The 22,273-nt window shown below is 63.9% G+C and carries 15 protein-coding genes; 12 read left to right on the top strand and 3 right to left on the bottom strand.

Annotated elements, in window-relative coordinates; all coding sequences use genetic code 11:
• Positions 1–120: 120 nt before the first annotated feature.
• Genes ACI2I1_RS06200 through ACI2I1_RS06185 form a run of 4 tightly spaced genes read left to right on the top strand, consistent with a single transcriptional unit; the run spans position 121 to position 5,799 of the window.
• Positions 121–2,283, top strand: coding sequence for a TonB-dependent siderophore receptor (locus tag ACI2I1_RS06200; protein ID WP_404678406.1), 2,163 nt, complete (start codon positions 121–123; stop codon positions 2,281–2,283).
• Positions 2,284–2,285: 2 nt separating this feature from the next.
• On the top strand, positions 2,286–3,026 hold the full coding sequence (locus ACI2I1_RS06195) for an ABC transporter ATP-binding protein (protein ID WP_404678405.1): 741 nt from the start codon (positions 2,286–2,288) through the stop codon (positions 3,024–3,026).
• Positions 3,023–4,441 (top strand): ABC transporter permease, encoded by a 1,419-nt coding sequence (locus tag ACI2I1_RS06190; protein WP_404678404.1) that lies wholly within the window; start codon positions 3,023–3,025, stop codon positions 4,439–4,441. The genes ACI2I1_RS06195 and ACI2I1_RS06190 overlap by 4 nt, the downstream gene beginning before the upstream one ends.
• Positions 4,438–5,799 (top strand): ABC transporter permease, encoded by a 1,362-nt coding sequence (locus ACI2I1_RS06185; RefSeq protein ID WP_404678403.1) that lies wholly within the window; start codon positions 4,438–4,440, stop codon positions 5,797–5,799. Before ACI2I1_RS06190 ends, ACI2I1_RS06185 begins: the two co-directional genes overlap by 4 nt.
• Positions 5,800–5,910: 111 nt before the next feature.
• Here ACI2I1_RS06185 and ACI2I1_RS06180 read toward each other — a convergent pair whose 3' ends face one another.
• Genes ACI2I1_RS06180 through ACI2I1_RS06170 form a run of 3 tightly spaced genes read right to left on the bottom strand, consistent with a single transcriptional unit; the run spans position 5,911 to position 9,226 of the window.
• Positions 5,911–6,744 carry a pirin family protein gene (locus ACI2I1_RS06180; RefSeq protein WP_221542193.1) on the bottom strand — a complete coding sequence of 278 codons (834 nt, stop codon included), beginning with the start codon at positions 6,742–6,744 and terminating at the stop codon, positions 5,911–5,913.
• Complete coding sequence (locus tag ACI2I1_RS06175; RefSeq protein ID WP_404678402.1) at positions 6,741–7,733, bottom strand: glutathione S-transferase family protein; 993 nt, start codon at positions 7,731–7,733, stop codon at positions 6,741–6,743. Before ACI2I1_RS06175 ends, ACI2I1_RS06180 begins: the two co-directional genes overlap by 4 nt.
• 11 nt (positions 7,734–7,744) lie before the next feature.
• Positions 7,745–9,226: an aldehyde dehydrogenase family protein gene (locus ACI2I1_RS06170; protein ID WP_404678401.1), complete on the bottom strand. Its 1,482-nt coding sequence runs from the start codon at positions 9,224–9,226 to the stop codon at positions 7,745–7,747.
• 138 nt (positions 9,227–9,364) lie between these two features.
• On the opposite strand from ACI2I1_RS06170, the gene ACI2I1_RS06165 reads away from it, so the two are divergent.
• The 8 genes from ACI2I1_RS06165 to ACI2I1_RS06130 all read left to right on the top strand — a co-directional run bounded on the left by ACI2I1_RS06165 (position 9,365) and on the right by ACI2I1_RS06130 (position 22,196).
• Positions 9,365–10,531, top strand: coding sequence for a Gfo/Idh/MocA family protein (locus tag ACI2I1_RS06165; RefSeq protein ID WP_404678400.1), 1,167 nt, complete (start codon positions 9,365–9,367; stop codon positions 10,529–10,531).
• A 152-nt stretch (positions 10,532–10,683) separates the two neighbouring features.
• Positions 10,684–12,147 carry an efflux transporter outer membrane subunit gene (locus ACI2I1_RS06160; protein ID WP_404678399.1) on the top strand — a complete coding sequence of 488 codons (1,464 nt, stop codon included), beginning with the start codon at positions 10,684–10,686 and terminating at the stop codon, positions 12,145–12,147.
• A complete protein-coding gene (locus ACI2I1_RS06155; protein ID WP_224811023.1) occupies positions 12,144–13,445 on the top strand; it encodes an efflux RND transporter periplasmic adaptor subunit in 1,302 nt (433 codons plus the stop codon). Before ACI2I1_RS06160 ends, ACI2I1_RS06155 begins: the two co-directional genes overlap by 4 nt.
• A 7-nt stretch (positions 13,446–13,452) precedes the next feature.
• On the top strand, positions 13,453–14,163 hold the full coding sequence (locus ACI2I1_RS06150) for an ABC transporter ATP-binding protein (RefSeq protein WP_404678398.1): 711 nt from the start codon (positions 13,453–13,455) through the stop codon (positions 14,161–14,163).
• A gap of 8 nt (positions 14,164–14,171) precedes the next feature.
• Entirely contained in the window at positions 14,172–15,368 is a 1,197-nt protein-coding gene (locus ACI2I1_RS06145) for an ABC transporter permease (protein WP_404679142.1), read from the top strand.
• 205 nt (positions 15,369–15,573) lie between these two features.
• The gene (locus tag ACI2I1_RS06140; protein ID WP_404678397.1) at positions 15,574–17,250 is read left to right on the top strand and encodes a BCCT family transporter; all 1,677 of its coding nucleotides are present in this window, start codon (positions 15,574–15,576) and stop codon (positions 17,248–17,250) included.
• Positions 17,251–17,628: 378 nt separating this feature from the next.
• The gene (locus ACI2I1_RS06135; RefSeq protein ID WP_404678396.1) at positions 17,629–20,151 is read left to right on the top strand and encodes a TonB-dependent receptor; all 2,523 of its coding nucleotides are present in this window, start codon (positions 17,629–17,631) and stop codon (positions 20,149–20,151) included.
• An 83-nt stretch (positions 20,152–20,234) separates the two neighbouring features.
• The gene (locus ACI2I1_RS06130) at positions 20,235–22,196 is read left to right on the top strand and encodes a tetratricopeptide repeat-containing sulfotransferase family protein (RefSeq protein ID WP_404678395.1); all 1,962 of its coding nucleotides are present in this window, start codon (positions 20,235–20,237) and stop codon (positions 22,194–22,196) included.
• The last annotated feature ends 77 nt before the right edge of the window (positions 22,197–22,273 follow it).

Raw genomic sequence — 22,273 nt, 5'->3', positions numbered from 1 at the left:
TCACGCTTCCACATTGAAGGTATAACATAACATTGACGTGAGCACAGCGGCAGCTATGGGCGCCAGCCGATGAGATAAAATCTCATGAGCAAATCTCTTTATCCATTGCGAGTCCTCCCCATGATTGCCCGTCTCTCCGTCTCGACAGCCCTCGCCACCGCCAGCCTCGTCCTTCTGCCTGCCCAAGCGCTGGCCCAGTCGGGCGACGATCTCGATCAGGCCTCCGACGCCGCCAGCGCCCGTGGAACCATCATCGTCTCCGGTGTGCGCCAGGCCTATCGCGGCAATTTCGCGATTTCCGAGATCCCTCAATCGATCGACGTGATCGATGCAGAAACCTTGGAAGACAACAATCTGATCCGGCTGAACGACGCGCTGGACCTCAACGCGTCCGTCGCGCGCCAGAACACGCTGGGCGGCCTGTGGGATGCTTTTGCCATTCGCGGTTTCGCCGGCGACGAGAACCTACCGACCGGCTATCTCGTGAACGGCTTCAACGGCGGTCGCGGCTTCGGCGGTGAGCGTGATACTGCCGGTATCGAGCGGATCGAAGTCCTCAAGGGACCGGCCGCAGCCTTGCTCGGTCGCGGAGAACCCGGCGGCACGGTGAATATCGTCACGAAGCAGGCGCAGATCGGTCAGACCTTCGGCACATTCGGATCGCAGATCGGCAGCTTCGACAAGGCAAGATCGGAAGCCGATATCAACCTTGCGGTGACCGATGGCCTCAGCGCGCGCTTGGTCGGATATATCGAAGGGGGCGACACGTTCCGCGATACGGTGGACGAATTCCGCTGGGGCTTCCTGCCTTCGATTGGCCTGGCCCTGGGCGCCAACACGCGGATTACCTACGATCTCGAAAAAACGCGGGTGGAGACGCCATTCGATCGCGGGATCGTGGTGCTCGACGGGAACTTCAAGACCGTACCCCGCTCCCGTTATCTCGGGGAACCGGGTGACGGCGATCACATTGCCCGCGCCGAAGGCCATTCGCTGCGCATCCAGCACGATCTCGACGATCGCTGGAGCGTACTGCTGGGCGCAAGCATTCGCGACACCCTGCTGACCGGGCTATCATCGGATGCTGACCTGAGCGGATCGCGCCAGTCTCTCTTCCGGGATGGCCGCTCCCTCGCCCGCGAGCGCCGGTCGCGCCTCTATGATTCCGAGCAGACGGTCGTCCGCGGGGAATTGACTGGCGAGTTCATGACCGGGGGCCTGCGCCACCGCGTGCTGCTGGGCGCCGATCACGACAGCTTCGACAATTATCAGCAATTCGGCCGCACCCGCCCACCGGCTTTGTCAACGAACCCGAGCGAAGAGGCAGCCTATGTGATCGATATTCTCGATCCTCTGTACAGGCGCTTCGATCCGCCCATCCCGCGTCCCAACAACGATCGCCTGGATCGCCAGACCTCCAGCGGCATCTTCGTCCAGGACCAGATCGAACTGACCGATCGCCTTCAGGTGAGGCTGGGTGCCCGGTACGACGATTTTACCTTGCGGACCGAGAATTACATCACCGACGTCAACAGCGAACGCAAGGATGACCGGATCAGCCCGCAATTCGGGATTGTGTATGAAGTAGCCGCACCGCTCACGCTTTACGCTGCCTATAGCGAAGGCTTCCGCGCCAATATCGGGACCGACGTCAACGGCGTGATTTTCGAGCCGGAGATCAGCAAGTCCATGGAGGCTGGTGCGAAAGTGAGCCTTCTTCAGGGCGCACTGACCGGCACCTTCACCGTGTACCAGCTGGAAAAGGACAATGTTCTTGCCAGTGATATCAACAATCCCGGCTTTTCGGTCGCGATCGGCAAGGCGCGCAGTCGCGGCGTCGAAGTCGACATGAATGGCAAACTGCCCGGGAAAGTCGATCTCCTGCTCAGCTATGCCTATGTCGATGCGGAATCGCGCAGCAGCGTGCTCGATCCCAATTTCTCCTTCGAGATCAAGCCGGGCGATCCGCTGATCAATATTCCGGATCACACCTTCAACGCGCAGCTATCCAAGACCTTCTCGGTGGCCGGGCGCCAAGCCAAGCTGGGCGGCGGCGTGCAATATGTCGGCGAGCGTCTGGGAGCGACGGGCACGGAATTCTATCTGCCCGACCACACCCTTGTCAGGGCCTTCGGCGAAATCGAAGTGGTCGACAATGTGTCGCTCTTCGGCACCGTATCGAACCTCTTCGACGCGGCCTGGTACGCCAACAGCTATTCCCAGCTCTGGGTCCAGCCTGGCTCACCGCGCACCGCGACTATCGGCTTCCGGGCGGGGTTCTGAAGATGACCGAACCACACATCCAGCCGGCCGTCGAAATCGCGCAACTGCATCACCGCTACGGTGCGGATCCCGTCCTGCGAGGCCTCGATCTGATTTTGCAGCCGGGCGAAATCTACGCCCTGATGGGCGGCAATGGTGCCGGAAAATCGACCACTCTCGCCGCCTTGCTCGGCTTCATTTCGCCCGAAAGCGGAACGGTGCGGGTTTGCGGCATCGATCCGGTCGCCGACCCGCGTGCCGCACGCGCGCAGATGGCCTATGTCCCGGAGAACGTCTCGCTTTACGAGCATCTGACGGCCCGGGAAAACATCAGCTATTTTCTCGCCCTATCGGATAGCAGGCGGGGCAGCGACGCTATTGAAGCTGCCCTCACCGACGTGGGCCTGGCGTCCTCCGCCTGGGACAAACGCCTCTCCGGCTTTTCCAAAGGCATGCGGCAAAAGGTCGCGATTGCGTTGGCTCTGGCGCGCGATGTCCCCGTGCTCCTGCTCGACGAACCGACCTCGGGTCTCGACCCTCGGGCCGTGCTGGAATTCAATCGTCTGCTCGACAGCGCGCGCAAGCGGCGCGTGGCGGTGCTCATGGTAACGCACGATCTCGTCAGCGCAGTCGACATAGCCGACCGCATCGGCTTCCTCATCGCCGGGCGCATCGAGGAAGAGAGGGAGGCGCAAGCCAGCGGCTCGAGGTTCGATCTCAATGCGCTGCACGATCGCTATACGCATGCGGAACGCGCGGCATGAGTGCGGCAACATTGATCGCGCGCGAGGAATGGCGTCTGTTGGCGCGCAACCGCGCAGGCCTTCTGGCCACTGCACTGCTGGTTCTGCTCGTCCTCATGGCGAGCTTCACCAGCCTCGAACGGCGCAGCGCCATTGAAGCGGATCGGGAACGCTACCAGGCCAGCACCGATCATGATTTCGATGCACAGCCCGATCGCCACCCGCATCGGATGGTCCATTACGGCCAGTTCGTCTTCCGGCCGATGGCGCCGCTGGCCTTCTTCGATGCCGGGGTGGACAGCTTCACCGGCAACACGATCTTTCTGGAAGGCCACCGGCAGAACAGCGCGAATTTCGCAGAGGCCAGGCAATCCTCGTTGCTTCTGCGCTTCGGCCAGCTGACACCAGCCTTCGTCCTGCAGACGCTGGCGCCCTTGCTGCTCATCTTCCTGGGCTTCGCCAGCGTCGCTAGAGAAAAGGAAAGGTCGACCCTGCGTCTGATGCTGGCCCAGGGGATCAGCGGAAAAAGCCTCCTGTTCGGCAAATTTCTGGGTCAGGGCGTTCTTGCGCTCCTGATCGGTCTGCCCGCCTTCACAGTGCTGGTGGCTTTTGCAGCCACTGGTTCGACAGGTTGGGGAACGGTCGCCCTGATGATCGCGGCCTATAGTGCCTGGCTGCTGCTGTGGGCTTTTTTGAGCGTCCTCGTCTCCGCTCTGGCACAAAAGCCGCGCGATGCGCTGGCCATGCTGATCGGGCTCTGGATGGTGATTGTCATCCTGCTGCCGCGCGCACTGCCCCAGGCCGCTTCGGCGCAGACCGAACTGGCAACCAAGATCGAAAGCGAGATCGCGCTTCACCGCGACCTGCTCGAGATCGGCGACAGCCACGACCCTGAAGACCCATATTTCAACGACTTCCGCGACAAGGTGCTAGCGCAATATGGCGTCGATACGGTGGAAGATTTGCCAGTGGATTACACTGGCCTCGTCAGTATCGAGGGCGAAAAATTGACCACAGCAATCCATGCCGATTCCGCTCAACGGCAGGCGGCGCTGGAGGCGGAGCAGAACGCCTTCGTGCATCGCTTCTCGGTGCTCAGCCCGCTTATTGCCATTCGCCAGCTATCGATGGCGCTGGCCGGCAGCGATCCGGCGGCCCATCTCGATTTCCTCGACCAGGCCGAAGCCTTCCGGTATGATTTCGTCCAGCAATTGAACCGCATGCAGGCCGATCTCCTTCCGGAGGTCGAGGGCGATGATCCGCGTATTTCGGCGGAAAACTGGAAAGAAATCCCGCGGTTCAGCTATCAATCCAGTGACCGGCTTGATCGATCGGACCGGCTTGTCTGGCCCTTCGCCGTGCTCTTGGGATGGCTTGCCGCCATTGCTGTGGCTGCCCCCTTTGCCGCGCGCCGTATCGGGAGGATGGGTCAATGAACGCTCTTCGTGCCGAGGCTCGCCTGCTGCTGCGGTCGGGCCGCAACCTTCTTGCCCTCGTCCTGCTGCTTGTGCTCTCCTGCGCGGCGGTCTGGGTGGGTATTGCCAAGATCGAAAGCCAGCGCGCTACCATAGAGCGGGTCGAAAGCGAGCAGGCTAGCGACCTTGCATCGGTAGAAGACGCGAACGCAGGGCCCGAGGGCGATGCGGGCTATAATGCCTACTATGCCTTCATGCTGACGCAGGACCCTCCGCCCGCGCTGGCCTTTGCGGCGATCGGGCAGCGCGATCTGCAGCCCTTCGTCCTGCGGGTGCGGGCGCTGGGATTGCAGGGGCAACTCTATGATTCCGAAACATTTAATCCCGAACTGGCGCTTCCGGGCGTGTTCGATTGGGCCTTCGTCCTGATCTATCTCCTCCCGCTGGTGGTGATTGCGCTTGGCCATGATCTGGTGACCGGAGAGCGCGAGACAGGGCGGCTTCGCCTGCTGCTTTCGTTGTCGGGTGAAGGGCTGTGGCGGCGGCGGATCGCGCTGCGCTACGGCGCCGTCCTTGCCGCCGTCGGGCTGCCGCTGGCCGTGGGCGGGATCATCATGGCCGCGCCGGTTGCCGGAGTGGCGGTCATGCTCGCCGGAGCGGCGCTTTACTGCGCTTTCTGGTTCGGCCTCGCCAAGCTGGTGGGCGGGACGATGCGGTCGTCGACCACGGCGGCGGCGGGCATGATCGGCTGCTGGATCGTGCTGACGCTGGTGCTTCCCGCGCTGGCCAATGCGGCGATTGCGCGGCAAGTGCCGGTGGCCAAGGGCATCGACCTGACGTTGGCGCAGCGCGAGAATGTGCACCGCGGATGGGATATTCCCAGGGAAGAGACCTTCGAGCGCTTTTTTGCCGACCACCCGGAATGGCAAGGAAAACAAGAGTTTGAGGGCCGGTTCCACTGGAAATGGTACTATGCAATGCATCAGGCTGGGGATGCTTTGGTGGCGGGGGACGTGGCGGAATATCGCGCGAGCCTGGCGCGGCGTGAGGAATTGACGCGGGTGCTGGGCTTTGTTCTGCCGGGTGTGGGGACGATGAATCTGGTCCACCGGATGGCCGATACCGACATTGCCGGACAGCTCGCCTACCAGGACAGCATCGCCGATTACCACAAGGATCTGCGGACGTTCTACTACCCCTATCTCTTTGAAGATAAATACTTTACCCGCGCCGACTTCGCCGCGATCCCGCGCTATTCGCCGCGGGCCGGGACGGGGTCGGTGGCGCTGGGATCTCTGTTGGCGCTGGCTTTGGCGGCGCTGGCCGTGCTGCTGGTCGGGGCCTGGAGGATGCGCAAAATTTCGGGGCATTCGCCGTGACGGAAAGGGCGCGGCGAGGCTTTTGCCAATGCCGCGCCCTGTTCCGGAATAGGGCCCGAACACCCTCTTGATCGGCCGCAACCGGCCCGGACACCGCCTATAAGTGACCGATCAGGCGAATTCGCCCCGGCGATAGGCTTCGAAAGCGTCGCGGATTTCCTGCTCGGTGTTCATCACGAAGGGACCGTGCGCCACCATGGGTTCGCCGATGGGGTCGGCATGGCCGAAGAGCAGCACCGCGCCATCGGGAGCGAAGACTTCGATGCTGTCGCCATCTTCCAGCTGGGCGAGGTGATGTTCGGGCACTTCGCGGTCCCCGATCCGGAGCGAGCCGCGCACGGTGTAGAACAGCACGCTGCGACCGGCGGGTGCCGGCAGAGTGGCGCTGGTGCCCGGCTGGAAATAGACCGTGGCGAGCGCCACCCCGGTAAGCGAGGTGACCGGCGCATCGGCAAAGCCCGACACGGGCCGCAGCGTCACCCCTTCGGCCAGTTCGACCTCGGGGATCTTGGCCGCCGGAACCTCGATATAATCGGGGTCGGTGAATTTGAGCCGCGCGGGCAGGTTGACCCATAGCTGGAGGATTTCCAGCGGCCCGCCATCGCGCTTGAAACTGTCGGGCGAAAGCTCGGAATGGACGATGCCCGAGCCCGCCGTCATCCACTGCACCCCGCCATCGGCGACCACGCTCTGCGCGCCGCTGCTGTCCTGATGCGCCAGACTGCCCTCGATCATGAAAGTCACCGTTTCGAACCCGCGATGCGGATGCGGGCCGAAGGGCAGGCCGTTATTGTTGGGCGGATAATACTGCGGCCCGTGGTGATTGAGGAACAGGAAAGGATCGACCTGCGCCAGCCCGCCCGTGGGCAGCGGCCTGCGGGTGGTGAGATCGGCAATGTCGTCGCGGTTGGCGCGGTGGACCGTCTTGAGCGCGCGTGAAGTCATGCCGCCGCTCCCTCTGCTGTCCTGGCAGTTTCACTGCCCGGCACTTCGGGGCGCGGCCCCGGCGGTACGATACCGTTGGGATTAATATGCTCGTGGCTCTCGTAATAATGATGCCGGATGTGCTTGAAATTCACGGTCTCGGCCACGCCGTCCAGCTCGTAAAGCCGCCGCGTGAGCGCTGCCAGATTGGGATAGTCGGCAATCTGGCGGCGGTTGCATTTGAAATGCGTGTGATAGACGTGATCGAAGCGGATCAGCGTGGTCCACAGGCGGATATCCGCCTCGGTCAGCTGCCCGCCAACCAGCCAGTCCTGCCCCTCGAGCCGGTCTTCCAGCTCGTCCAGCTTGTCGAACAAGGGGCCGATCGCCTCGTCATAGGCGGATTGCGATGTCGCGAAGCCCGCCTTGTATACGCCGTTGTTCACCGCGTGATAGACCTCCTCGTTCAGCGCATCGATCTCGTCACGGTGCGCTGCGGGATAAAGGTCCAGTTCCTTCGCGCCGACCTGGTCGAAGGCCGTGCCGAGCATGCGCAGTATATCCGCGCTTTCATTGTTCACGATGGTGCCCTGCTTCGTATCCCACAGCACCGGCACGGTTACATGGCCGCTGAAATCGGGCTTCGCCGCCGTGTATACCTCGTGCAGATTGTCGGCATCCAGCAGCGGATCGGGGGTGACGCATTCACCCTCGCGGAAAGACCAGCCGCCTTCCTTCATCAGCCAGTGAACCACGACCAGTTCGATCATGCCCTCCAGCCCCTTGAGCCGCCGCGCCACGGTGGCGCGGTGCGCCCACGGGCAGGCGAGGCTGACATACAGGCGATAGCGCCCCGGTTCGGCGGTGAACCCGCCCTCGCCCGTCGGCCCGGCGGACCCGTCGGGCGTTATCCAGCTGCGGAACGGGCTGGGCGTGCGTTCGAACTTGCCGCTGTCCTCGTCATTATAATCCCACTCGTCATACCATTTGCCGTCTTTGAGAAATCCCATGTCCCGTCCCCTTACACATCGTCCGCGCTGAACGGATATTGGCGGCGCTCGTGCTGGATGGAAATCCAGTGCGTGCTGGTGAAAGCGTCGATCGCCCATTCGCCGTTGAACCGGCCGATGCCCGAATTCTTGGCGCCGCCGAAGGGGGCGAAGGGGCTGTCGTTCACCGTCTGGTCGTTGATATGAGTCATGCCTGCCTGCACCTGCTTGGCGAAGGCCAGCGCGCGGCCCTCGTCGCGGCTGAACACCGCGCTCGATAGGCCCATCTCGGTGGCGTTGGCCAGTTCCAGCGCATGGTCTTCATCCCGCGCCCGCTGGATCGGCGCGACGGGGCCGAATATCTCATTGGTGACCAGGCAGCTGTCCTCGCCCACATCGGTGAAGACATGCGGCGGGATCACCAGCCCGTCGGGCTCGCCGCCCAGCGCGCAGGTGGCGCCTTCTTCCTTTGCCTTGGCGATCATTTCGCTGATGCCGTCGAACTGGTCGCGGTTGACGATGGGGCCGATGAAGCATTTGGGATTTTCGCGCTCGCCGACGGGCAATTGCTTCACCCGCGCCACGAACTTCTCCACGAATTCATCGTAGACGCTGTCTTCCACGATGATGCGGTTGGCGATCATGCAGATCTGGCCCTGGTGCATGAATTTGCCCCAGACGCTGGCTTCCACCGCGCGGTCCAGATCGGCATCGTCCAGCACCACGATGGGGCTGTTGCCGCCCAGTTCCAGTTCGACCGGCTTGATCCGCTCGCCATCGAGCGCGGCCTTGCCCACGCCCCGGCCCACGGGGGTGGAGCCGGTGAAGCTGACGACCGAGGGGATGGGATGGCGGATCAGCGCATCGCCGATGGTGGAGCCCGAGCCCGGCAGCACCGAGACCAGCCCTTCGGGCAGGCCCGCTTCCTCGCACACGGCGGCAAAGATGGTGCCGCCGGTCACGATGGTATCGCTGGCAGGCTTGATCACCACCGCATTGCCCAGCGCCAGCGCGGGGAACAGCGTGCGCGCGGTCAATTGCAGCGGGAAATTCCACGGGCTGATCAGCGCGATCACCCCGGCGGGCTGGCGATAGGCGCGCGATTCCTTGCCGGGAATATCTTCCGGCACGATCGCGCCCTTGACCATATAGGGCAATGTCGCCGCTTCTGAGCGCGCGACCTGCGTCACCAGCATCAGTTCGAGCGCGGCCTTCAGCTTGGTGCCGCCGGCCTCGCGCACGATCCAGCCGGCGATTTCGTCTTTCCGGGCTTCCAGGATATCGGCGATGGCGTGCATCTTCGCGGCGCGTGCGGCGGGCGGCATGGCGCCCCATTCGCGCTGCGCCTTTTGCGCCGCCTTGCAGGCTTCATCGACATCGTCTTCGGTGGTGGAGGCCACCTCGAAGATGGTGGATTCGTCCCACGGGCAGATGTTGGCGATCGCATCGCCGGTGGCCTTGCGCCAGCTTCCGCCGACGAAGGAGTGATCGAGCTTTTGGTATGTATCGGACATAGTGCCGAAGCGATTGCTTGCAGATTAGGTTCCGTTTGGCCCCGCTGATAGCGCTATCATTTCGTGCAGATTTCGATATTCTCGCTGCAGGAAAAGGGCGGCCCGCAGATGGCCGCCGGGGATCGAGGGAGACGAAAGATGGCAATCAACCGCCGGGACTTACTGATCGCAAGCGGGGGCGCGCTGACCGCCGCCATGGCCGGGCGCGCGCTGGCGCAAGAGGCGCAGGGCCAGCCGCTGATGGGCAATCCCACCCTTCCCCTGCCGCCTCAGCAGCGCATGGGCTGGGCCGTGGTGGGCCTGGGCAGTTTTGCCGTGGGGCAATTGATGCCCGCATTCGGCGATGCCAACCGCTCGCGCCTGACCGCGCTGGTATCGGGCAATCCGGAAAAGCTGGCGCGGCTGGCCGATACCTACGGCGTCGAGCATACCTACAGCTATGACGATTACGACAGCATCGTCGACAATCCCGATATCGACTGCGTGCAGATCGCGCTGCCCGTGGGGTTACACGCGGAATATACCATCCGCGCGCTGGAGGCGGGCAAGCACGTGCTATGCGAAAAGCCCATGGCATCGACCAGCGCCGAATGCGAAGCGATGATCGCCGCCGCGCGCAAGGCGGGCAAGGTGCTGGGCGTGGGTTACCGCGTCCATTTCGAACCCACCAATCAGGCCGCGCTGGCGATGATCCGGGGCGATGACATCGGCCCCTTGCGCCATATCCGGGCCGAACACGGTTTTCAGGCGGACCCCGAAAACTGGCCCCCGCATCGCTGGCGGCTGGAAAAGCAGCTGGCGGGCGGCGGTTCGATGTATGACATCGGGATTTACGGCATCAACACATCGCTGATGATGCTGGAAGGCGATGCGCCGATGAGCATGTCGGCCGTCTATGCCTATCCGAAGGACGATCCGCGCTTCCGCGAGGTGGAAGGCGGGGTGGACTGGCGCATCACCATGCGCAGCGGCGCGGTGGTGTCGGGCTCCAGCTCCTATTGCTATTCCCCCTATCATTCCAAGCAGACCTACATCGGCGCCAAATCCTCGCTGCGGATGGACCCGGCGACGACCTATTACGAAAATGCGCTGTGGCACGAACACGGCGGGCGCGGGACGCAAATACCGGCCGGTGCGCCCTATACGCAGTTTGCGGGCCAGGTGGATGCCTTTAGCGAAGCCGCGCGCGCGGGCAGGCCGCACGCCACGCCGGGCGAGATGGGTTACCGCGATATCCGCCTGATCGAGATGGCCTATCGCAGCGCGGATCAGGGCGGTGCGCCGGTTTCGCTGGAGGGCATCTGAAATCCTGTCGCGTATGAAAAAGGCAGGGGTGCAATATGCTTTTGAAAGTAAAAGCCTGCTAATATTGGAATAAGTACTTACCACCTGCATTTACCCTTGCAATTATTGTGCGGCACGCCAAGGTCCTTGGCGACGGATCAGGTGGGGGAAACTTGTTCAATTCGACGGGACGATTGCGCGCGGTCACTCGCGCTGCGCTGCCGATGGCGGCGGCGGTGGGCCTTGGCGCCTGCGCAACGCCGCTGGTCACTGCGCCGCAGCCGGACGTGGCGGTTCCGCCCGCATGGGCGACGGTGGAAACCGGCACTGCCCCCGCGCCCGAGCTCGCGCAATACTGGACATTGCTGGACGATCCGCTGCTGACCGATCTGGTCGAACAGGCGATTGCCGAAAACCGCGATCTGGCGATCGGCATCGCCCGGCTGGACCAGGCGCGCGCGGGCCTGCGCGGCGCCCGGGCGGGCTATCTGCCGACCGTGAACGGATCGGCCGGGGCGCGGCGCGATGTCGGCGATCTGGCCGATGACGATGTGCGTTTCAGCCTCGGCGCGGATGCGGCGTGGGAAGTGGATCTGTTCGGGCGCATCTCGAACAATGTCGCGGCCAGCCGGGCGGATCTCGCCGCGGCGGGCTATTCGCTGGCCGATATCCAGCGGCTGATCGTGGGGCAGGTCGCCAGCCAGGCGATCACCGCGCGCGCTTTGTCCCAGCAGCTGGCCATCGCGCGCTCCTCGCTCGCCTTCCAGGACGACAATCTGCAGCTGGCGCGCTGGCGCAACCAGGCGGGGCTCGTCTCCAGCCTCGATGTCGAACAGGCGCGCACCCAGCGCGCGCAGACCGCGGCGACCATTCCGCTGCTCGAAAGCAATCTGGCGGCCACCGCCAATGCGATCTCGACCCTGATCGGCGAACCGCCGGGCCGCGTGCTGGCCGCCTTCGAGGCGAGCGAGCCGGTGCCCGTGCCCCGCCCGCCGATCCTCACCGCTTTCGCCGCGCCTGCCGAAGTGCTCGCCCGCCGGCCCGATGTGCGCGCGGCACAGGCCGATGTGGTGGCCAGCGCGGCGCGCATCGGCGTGGCGCGGGCGGACCTGCTCCCGGCGCTGCGCCTGACCGGCAGCATCGGTGCGGGCGCCTCGCCGCTCGCCGACATCTTCGACCTCGTCACCGGCAATCTGTTCGCCGGGCTGACGCAGCTGATCTTCGACGGCGGCCGCACCGCCGCACGGGTCGACAGCGCCGAGGCCGCCGCCCGCGCCAGCCTTGCCGCTTACGAACAGGCGATCCTGCGCGCGCTGGAGGAAGTCGAAAGCTCCGCCACCGACCAGCGCTCGGCCGACGAACGCGTGGCGATCACCGAAGAAGCGGTGGATGCGGCGCAGAATTCCGCCTTCCTCGCGCGCAACCAGTATGAAGCGGGCCTCACCGACTTCCAGACGCTATTGGTGATCGAAAGCCAGCTGCTGTCCGCGCGCAACCAGCTGGTCGGCGCCGAGGCCGACCGCGCGACCGCCTTCGTCCGCCTGACGCAGGCTCTGGGCGGCGGCTGGAGCGACCTCGATTACACCCTCCCCATTCCCGGCCCCGCCGCCGGGCAGGACGACAGGACAGCGCAATGAGCGAGACCGAAACCACCGGCACCGGCGAGGATATCGAGAGCTATCTCGAAACCGGCAAGCCGAAGAAATGGTACAAGCGCAAGCGGGTCTGGGCCGGCGCGATCGTCGCGCTGCTGCTGCTCTTCGCCATCTCGCGCTGCGCGGGCGATGATCCCAAGCCCAATTACATCACCACCGACGTGGTCAACCGCTCGCTCGATCTGGCGGTGACCGCGACGGGCAATCTGCGCCCGACCAACCAGGTGGAAGTCGGCTCCGAAGTGTCGGGCCGGATCGACCGGGTGCTGGTCGACGTGAACGACCAGGTGGCGCGCGGCCAGGTACTGGCTGTCATTAACACCGATGTGATCGAGGACCAGATCGTCCAGAGCCGCGCCAATCTCAATGCCGCCCGCGCGCAGGTGGCGCAGGCGCAAGCGACGCTCGATGCCGACCGCGCCCAGCTCGAGCGCCTGCGCGAGGTGGAGCGTCTGTCGGGCGGGCGCGTGCCCTCCGATGCCGAGATGGAGCAGGCGGTTGCCGCCGTGCGCCGCGGGCAGGCCGCCGTCGCCTCCTCGCGCGCCAATGTCGCCTCCGTGCAGGCGCAGCTGTCCACCGCGCAGACCCAGTCCAACCGCGCCGTGATCCGCGCGCCGGTGTCTGGCGTGGTGCTGGCCCGGCAGGTCGAGCCGGGGCAGACGGTCGCCGCCAGCTTCAACACGCCCACGCTGTTCGTACTGGCGGAAAACCTCGCCACCATGCAGCTGCGGGTAAATCTCGACGAGGCCGACGTGGGCCAGGTCGAAGTGGGCCAGACCGCGCGCTTCACCGTCGATGCCTATCCCGGCCGCCGCTTCCCCGCGCGGGTCGAGCGGGTGGATCTGGCGTCCAACAACATCGCCCAGCCCGCCCAGCAGGCGGCCCAGCAGCCGCAGCAGGTGGTGAGCTACGAGGCGCGGCTGATCGTCGACAATCCCGAAGGGCTGCTGCGCCCGGGCATGACCGCCACGGCCACCATCGCCACCGCCAGCACCGGCAAGCGGCTGCTGGTGCCCAACGGCGCGCTGCGCTTCGATCCGGAAGAAGAGGAAGAAGGCGGCGGCATCTTCGGCAATCCCGAACTCGGCCTCGACCAGACGAGCGAAGCCAGCATCGGCGTGGGCAGCCGCCAGACGGTCTACACCGTCACCGACACCGGCGACCTCGAAAAGATCGACGTCGTGACCGGGCAGAGCGATGGCCGCTACACCGTGGTATCGTCCGACAGGCTCAAAGCGGGCATGAAGGTCGTGACCGGCATCGGCGCGGGCGCCGACTGAGGCCGGTGTGAGCGAGGCACCGCTTATCCAGCTGGAAGGCATTACCAAGACCTTCGGCACCGGCCCGGCGGCGTTCCAAGCGCTGAAAGGCGTCGATTTGTCGATCGAGCGCGGGGATTTCGTGGCGATCATGGGCCCGTCGGGTTCGGGCAAATCGACCACCATGAATATCCTGGGCTGTCTCGACACGCCCACCAGCGGCATCTTCCGCTTCCGCAATGTCGAGGTCCAGTCGTTGAGCCGCGACCAGCGCAGCCTGCTGCGGCGCCGCTATCTCGGCTTCGTGTTCCAGGGCTTCAACCTGCTGGCGCGGACCACGGCGCTGGAGAATGTCGAACTGCCCCTGCTCTATCGCGGGGAAAGCAAGAAGGCGCGGCGCGAGGCTGCCGAACGGTCGCTGGACAAGGTCGGCCTGCTGCCCTGGGCCGGGCACACCCCGGCTGAACTGTCGGGCGGCCAGCAGCAGCGCGTGGCCATCGCCCGCGCGCTGGTATCCGATCCCGACGTGCTGCTGGCCGACGAGCCGACCGGCAATCTCGATACCGAACGCTCCATCGAAATCATGGAGTTGTTGCGCGAACTGAGCCGGAGCGGCATCACCGTATTGATGGTCACGCATGAAGAAGAGATGGCCGAATTCGCCCGAACCATCGTCCATTTCCGGGACGGTCTGGTGCAGCGGGTGGTGGAAGGCAAACGGCGCGAGGTGGCGGGATGAGACTGCGCATGCTCGGCGCCACCTTCCTGCTCGCGCTGCGGGAAATCCGGCGGCACCTGCTGCGCAGCTTCCTGACGACGCTGGGCATCATCATCGGTGTCGCCGCCGTCATCACCATGGTCACGCTGGGCCGCGGGCTGACTGCCAATGTGCAGGAAGATATCGCCGGGCTCGGCTCCAACGTCTTCATCGTCTTTCCCGAAAGCGTGGAAGAACGCCAGCCCGCCCCGTTCGACGATATGGACGTGGCGGCGGTGGAACGGCAGATCCCCGGCGTGGTCAATGCCGCCGGGTCCTCGCAGACGCCCGCCGTCGCGTTCCACAACGGGCAGGACTGGTCCACCACTGTGCAGGGCGCGGATGCTGCCTTCTTCGCCGCCCAGTCGATCGAGGTAGTGGAAGGGCGCGGGTTTTCGCAGCGGGAAAGCGAGCGCGGCGAAAGCGTCTGCATTCTCGGCCCGAAGATCGTCGACGAGATATTCGTCGAGGACGCGGTGCTGGGCGAAACCATGCGAGTGGGCAATGTCTCCTGCCTGGTGGTCGGGGTGATCGACGAGCGGTCGAATGCGGTGGGCGGCGGCCAGGATGCCGACGATGTCGTCCTGATGCCGCTGAAAACCGTGCAGCGCCGCTTCACCGGCGGAACCAATATCCAGTTCTTCGTGGTGAAATATGACGATTCCTACACCAGCGCCTCGATCCAGCAGCAGCTGATCGACCTGCTGCGCGAACGGCGCGTGATCCAGGAAGGCGAAGCGAACGATTTCAACATCGTCGACACAGCCGACATCAACGACACGGTGAACAATGTCACCGGCACCATGACCGCCGTGGTCACGGTGATCGCCGCGATCAGCCTGCTGGTCGGCGGCATCGGCATCATGAACATCATGCTGGTCAGCGTGACCGAGCGCACGCGCGAAATCGGCATCCGCCTCGCCATCGGCGCGCTGGCCAAGGAAGTGCGGCTGCAATTCCTGACCGAGGCGGTGGTGCTGTGCTGTTTCGGCGGCCTGATCGGCATATTGCTGGCCTTCGGGCTGTCCATCATGCTGGCCAGTGCGATCGACCTGCCCTTCCTGTTCGATCCCACGGTGAACATCATCAGCTTCCTGTTCAGCGCGGCCATGGGAATGATCTTCGGCTATTATCCGGCGCACCAGGCAAGCAAGCTCGACCCGATCGACGCGCTGCGCCACGAATAGCCGGGGCCGCTGCCCGCAGCCCTGCCCTCCCCCCGGCCCCCGCGGTCAGACGCATGTGCGGAGAGCCTTAATCCGCCCCGGATCTAGGTTTTCGGGAGCCTTCCTTGCCCTGCGCGATTTGATCTTGTGGCCAAGACCCGTATGATGGCCGGGTTCCCACCCGCTGGTCGTAGAACCTGCGGATCTCCACAATAGAGAGAAAACAATGTCTTCCGAGAGCAAGAAGGGCATCGCACCGCCCCTGATCGATCTGCCCATCCATACGGCCAGCCGGGGCTTTTACGATGGCTTCAGCCGGCAGGTGACCATTCCGGCAAAGATTATCGTCACGCTGATCATCCTGTGGGCGATCTTCTTCCCGGTGCAGGCGAACGAAACGCTCACCGCCGCCAATTCCACGATCATCGCATCCTTTACCGGATGGTATGTCTATCTGGTTGCGGCGCTGATGGCGTCCTGTGCGGTGCTGGCGATAATCCCACAGGTGGGCCGTATGCGCATCGGCGCCGCGGATGAAGGCCCCGAATTTGGCCGTCTGTCGTGGTTCTCCATGCTGTTCGGTGCGGGCATCGGGATCGGCATGCTCACCTATTCGACCGGCGAACCGCTGGCGCATTTCTCGAACAATCCCGAAATCATCACCGGCGAGGTCGGCGCGCGTTCGGCAGAAGCGGTGCATTCGGCCTATCTCTATACTTTCCTGCACTGGGGCTTTGCCGCCTGGGGCACTTACGCGCTGGTGGGGCTAGCGATCGGCTATGTCGCCTATCGCCGCGGCCTGCCGCTCACGGTACGCTCGGCGCTCGCTCCGCTGTTCGGACGGACCATGTCCGGACCGCTCGGCCATGTCTTCGATGTCGTGGCCGTGGTGGCGACCATTCTGGGCGTCGCCGTCACCATGGGCTTGGGGGTCGAACAGTTCGTGGTCGGGCTGTCACGTATCGGGCTTGGCGATTGGCTACTCGATGCGGACGGATCATCCTCGCTCGCGGCAATCGTGGTGGCGCTGACCGTGCTGGTCGGGGCGTCCACGCTCAGCGCGCTGTCGGGTGTCGGCAAGGGCATCAAATGGCTGTCGAACATCAATCTGGGCCTCTCCTTCCTGCTGCTGCTGCTGTTCGCCGTCGTCGGGTCGGGCCTCTATGCGCTCGAACTTCTGGGCAGCGGGCTGGTCGATTACCTCGCGCACATCGTCCCGCTGTCGCTGACGATCTTCAACGATAGCGGCCCTGTCGGAGAGGACCTGGTTACCTGGCAGCGCGACTGGTCGGTGTTCTACTGGGCGTGGTGGATCGCCTTTGCGCCTTTCGTGGGCATGTTCATCGCGCGCATTTCACGCGGGCGCACGATCCGCGAATATGTGCTCGGCGTGGTGCTGGTGCCTTCGCTCGTATGTTTCGTGTGGATGACGCTGCTGGGCGGCACGGCGATCGCTCTGGAACTGGATGGCAGCGCGGCTGGCACAATCGTCAACGCGCCCATGGCCGACCAGCTTTATGCGACGCTCGCAGTGCTGCTCGATCCCGGCGTTGCCATGGTGGTATCGGGCCTCATCGTGCTACTGCTGATGACCTATCTCGTCACTTCGGCGGACAGCGCGATCCTGATCATCAACACCATCAATGGGGCCGGGGAAACCGAAGGCGAAAGGCGCCGTCACATCCTGTTCTGGGGGGCGGCGCTTGCGTTGATCGTGGGCAGCATGCTGGTGCTGGGCGGGATCGAGGCGATCCGCATCACAATGATCATCGGCGCACTGCCTTTCTCCTTCGTGGTGGCGCTGATGTGCATCTCGATCATCAAGGCAATCTGGTTCGACCTGATCCGAAAAAGCCAGGGCGTGCCAACTACTGCCGCTGCAATCGAGAGCAGCGCGGACTAGAGCCGTTATTTTCCGGACGGGCGCGAAATCTTCTATGTTGCAAAAATGCTACAGCAGATTTCGCTTCCCTGAAAAAACGGGACTGTGGGGTGGTCCGGCACGTCTAGTCTGAGTAGGCCGCGCTCACTTCACATTCTCACCGCCGTTCACTGGCCGACATCGTCGAGCCGGTTGTGCGGCCTCATGTCCGATTGATGGGGGCTAACCATTCTTAGCAAACTTGTAAGCAGTACGTCCGCTGGCGCACTGGCTATCGCTCTTCTCGCACCTTCGCCCGTTCAGGCCCAGACCACCGGCACGGCGCAGACCACCGGCACGGCCCAGCCTGCCCAACCCGCCGCCAAGAAGCCGCGCACGGGCGGTGTCAAAACGATCGTCGTGACGGCGCAGCGCCGCAGCGAAGATCTGCAGGACGTGCCGGTTTCGGTGCAGGCGCTCGGCGAAGAGCAGCTGAACCAGCTGAACATCTCGACCTTCGACGATTACCTGCAGGAACTGCCGACCGTGACGGCCGGTGGCGGCAGCCCGGGCCAGAGCACGATCTACATTCGCGGCCTCGCCTCGACCACGCCGAACCTGACCACCGCAGGCGTCGCCGGTCTGGCACCGAACGTGTCGCTCTATCTCGACGAACAGCCGCTGGCACAGCCAGGCCGTAACCTCGACGTCTATGCCGCCGACCTGGAGCGGATCGAAGTCCTCTCCGGTCCGCAGGGCACGCTCTTCGGGGCCAGTTCGCAGGCGGGCGTCGTGCGCCTGATCACGAACAAGCCGGACCTGTCGGGCTTCGATGCCAAGATGACCGTCGGCACCTCCTTCACCAAGGGCGGCGAAGCCAGCTACAAGGCGGAAGCCATGCTGAACGTGCCCGTCACCGACAGCCTGGCGCTGCGCGGCGTGGTCTATCTCGACGATCAGGGCGGCTATATCGACAATGTCGCCGGCACCCGCACGGCCCGCGAAAGCGCGCGCTTCCGCCCTGCCGGCACGGTCCGCGACAATGGCGTGCCCGTGGCACCCAACCGCGCCGGTTTCCAGGCGGATGACGACCTTTCGGGCGTCGAGTTCATCGAAGCCAACAATGCCGGGCTGGTCGAGGAAGATTTCAACGACACCCAGTATTCGGGCTTCCGCGCCACCGCGCTCTACGAAGTGTCGCCCGACTGGCAGGTCGCGCTGGCGCACAGCCGCCAGAGCCTGGAAAGCGACGGCGTGTTCTTCGCCGATCCGGAACTCGACCTGGATGATCTCGAAATTCAGCGTTTCGAAGACGACCGCCTGGAAGACGATTTCTCCAACACCGCATGGACCGTTGAAGGCCGGCTCGGCATGCTCGACGTGATCTACAACGGTGCCTACACTGAGCGTGAGACCGAACAGCGCATCGACTATTCGGACTATCTCTTCGCCGGCCAGTACCTGCCCTATTACATTTGCGACGGGTCGGTCAGCTATCCCGGCGATGCAGCGCCGAGCGGCACCTGCCAGGCCCCCAACCTCTATGTTGGGTCGAACAGCGAACTGTCGGTCTTCACGCAGGAACTGCGCTTCAGCACGCCAGAGGAAAACCGCTTCCGCGTCACCGCCGGCGGCTTCTACTCCGATCTGGAGCTGAAGGAACGCAACGACTACACCTATCCCGGCAGCGAGCTCGCCGAACCCTTCGGCGGTTTCGCCCCGAACTTCCCCTTCCCCGGCGCCTATCAGTCGGAAGCGGGACCGTTCCCCTACGGCGTGATCTTCCGCAACGACGTGAAGCGCACCGACGAACAGTTCGGGATTTTCGGGGAAGCCACCTTCTACATCGTGCCCGATGTGCTGTCGATCACCGGCGGCGCGCGCTATTACGATGTCGCGGTCGACTTCGAAGGCACGGCGAACAGCTCGTTCTGTAACGCGGGCGCGGCGGAAGATGCCAATGCCTTCGGCACCAATCTGTCGGACCTCTATGATGGCGACGGGCAGTACACCTTCATCGGTTCGTGCGATGCCGACCTGCGCCAGACGTTCGATGTGAACGACACGCTGGAAGACATCCAGGCCGCCGGGCTCAGCGCCGCGCAGGCCCAGCAGGTGTTCAACGCCGTGCGGGCGCCCGACAAGGCGAAGACCGACGGCTTCATCTTCAAGGGCACCGTGAACTATACGCCCACAGAAGATCTGCTGTTCTACGCGACCTATTCGGAAGGCTTCCGTCCCGGCCTGCTCAACCGCCCCGGCGGCGCGCAGGGCCCCGGCGGCTTCACGGTCCCGTTCGAACTGCAATCGGATGAAGTGCAGAACTACGAAGTCGGCGCGAAGACCGAACTGCTCGACCGCCAGCTGCGGATCAATGGCAGCCTGTTCTATGTCGACATAAGCAATCTGCAGACCACGATCTTCGATCCCAGCATCACCAACCTTTTCTTCTCGGACAATGCGGCGAATGCAGAGATCAAGGGCTTCGAGGCCGATTTCACGCTGGCGCCCTATGATCTGGCCGGCCTGACCGTTTCGGGTGCAGTGTCGTTCCTCGACACCGAAATCACCGAAGTGCTGACGCCGACCGACGATGTGCAGGCAGGTTCGGACCTTGCCTACGCGCCTTCGTTCCAGGGCAATTTGCGGGTTCGCTACGAATGGGATCTGAGCGACAACCTCGGCGCGTTCGTCCAGCCTTCGGTGTCGCATTCGGCTTCGAAGTTCACGGATATCGTTGCGATCAACCGTCTCGAACTCGACAGCTACACGATCGTCGATCTTTCGGCCGGCGTGTCCTACGACCGCTGGACATTCGAAGTCTACGCCGCGAACCTGTTCGACGAACGGGCACAGATCGCCGGTGATTTCTATTACGATCGCGCCCGCATCGTCACCAACCGTCCGCTGACCGTGGGCGCAAAGGCAACTTTCAGCTACTGATACAGTAGCATGTTGACCAGCGGCGGGGGCGGAGCTTCATGCTCCCCTCCGCCGTTTGCATATGTACTAACGAAGGGGACGCAGTGGTTTCGCGCGAAGAAGGTCTCAAACAGGCGCAAGCCGCCCTGCAGGCGCAGCAGTTCGAACGCGGGCTCGATCTCGCGACCGGCCTTCTTGCAAGCGATCCCGAGGATGCCGAGGCCCTGTATATCGCGGCCGTGGCGAACAGATATCTCCAGCGGCCAGAAGACGCGGCGCGCCACCTCGACCGCCTACATGCCGCCATTCCTGAATACGGGCGTGCCTGGCAGGAAGCGGGCCACCTCGCGCGCGCGCAAGGTGATACGGGCAAGGCGCTCGAGGCCTATGGCCGCGCGGTGCGGTTCAATCCGGCACTTGTCGCAAGCTGGCGGGCCCAGGCCGACTTGCTCGAGGCCGCGGGACGTCCATCCGAAGCACAGGCGTCACGCCTGCAGGAACAGCGCGTCGGCAGCCTGCCCCGCGAACTGATCGCGGTGACGCACCACCTGCACGAAGGCCGTCCGCTTCGCGCAGAAGAAATCTGCCGCCATTTTCTCCGCCGCCATCCGGAGCATGTCGAAGGCATGCGACTGCTGGCACAGATCGGGCTGAGGCTCGGCATTCTGGACGATGCCGAATTCCTGCTGGAAAGCGCCGCTGCGTTCGAGCCTGACAATATCCAGGTGCGGCTCGATTATATCGACGTTCTGCGCAAACGGCAGAAATTCACGCGTGCACGGGAAGAGGCCGAAGCGCTCTATCGGCGCGATCCGGGCAATCCCCTGTTTCAGTCGCACCTCGCCATCGAGAGCATGCAGACCGGCGATTACGAGCGTGCCTTCGAGCTTTTCGAAGAGGTCCTGAAGCGCCTGCCCCGCGACCCGGCCACGCTCACCTCGCGCGGACATGCCCTGAAGACCGTCGGCCAGCAGGACGAAGCGGTCGCCTCCTATCACGCGGCAATTGCCGCCCGGCCCGGCCATGGCGATGCCTATTACGCGCTCGCCAATCTCAAGACCTATCGGTTCACCGACGCAGAAGTCGCTGCCATGCGCGCCCAGGCGGACCGGCCCGACATTGCTTTCATGGACCGGGTTCATCTCGCCTTCGCGCTCGGCAAGGCGTATGAAGATCGCAAGGAATATGAAGATTCCTTCGGCTTCTACGAATTGGGCAACACGCTCAAGCGGCGGCAGACCGGCTATAGCGCCGACCGGATGACCGCCGAGCTGTCGGCCCAGCAAGCGGCCTGCACGCCCGCCCTGTTCCAGGACAAGGCTGGGGCCGGCAATGCCGCGCGCGATCCGATTTTCATCGTAGGCCTGCCCCGCGCAGGCTCGACGCTGCTCGAGCAGATCCTGGCCAGCCATTCGCAGATCGACGGCACGCTGGAACTGCCGAATATCCTTGCGCTGGCGCACCGGTTACGCGGCCGGAAGGCCGGACAGAGCCGCTATCCCGATATTCTACGCGATCTTTCGGCCCAGCAATTGAGCCAGTTCGGGTCGGCTTTTCTGGAAGATACGCGCATCCACCGCCAGGGCGCGCCGTTCTTCATCGACAAGATGCCGAACAATTTCCGCCATATCGGCCTGATCCATCTCATCCTCCCCAATGCGACCATCATCGACGCGCGGCGCGATCCGATGGATTGCTGCTTTTCCGGCTTCAAGCAGCTCTTCGCCGAAGGGCAGGACTTTACCTACGGCCTGACCGAGATCGGTCGCTACTATCGCGACTACACGCGCCTCATGGAGCATTGGGACGAAGTGCTGCCGGGCAAGGTGCTGAGAGTGGATCACGAAGACGTGCTCGACGATCTGGAAGGCCAGACCCGCCGCATGCTGGATCACATCGGCTTGCCCTTCGAAAACGCCTGCCTCGATTTCCACCGGACCGACCGCGCGGTGCGCACTGCAAGTTCTGAACAGGTCCGACGTCCGATCAACCGGTCCGGTCAGGACGCCTGGAAACCCTATGCTGCGTGGCTCGGCGACTTGCGGGAAGCGTTGCACGGAGGGTGATCGGCATCGTCTCCCTCCATGTGGTCCGAATTTTTGTATCAAATTCGCCACACTTTATATTCAATTAAGAATAAATG

This window comes from Qipengyuania sp. NPDC077563, from assembly GCF_044901345.1.
GTDB lineage: Bacteria > Pseudomonadota > Alphaproteobacteria > Sphingomonadales > Sphingomonadaceae > Qipengyuania > Qipengyuania aestuarii.
This window is presented reverse-complemented; position numbering and strand designations above follow the sequence as displayed.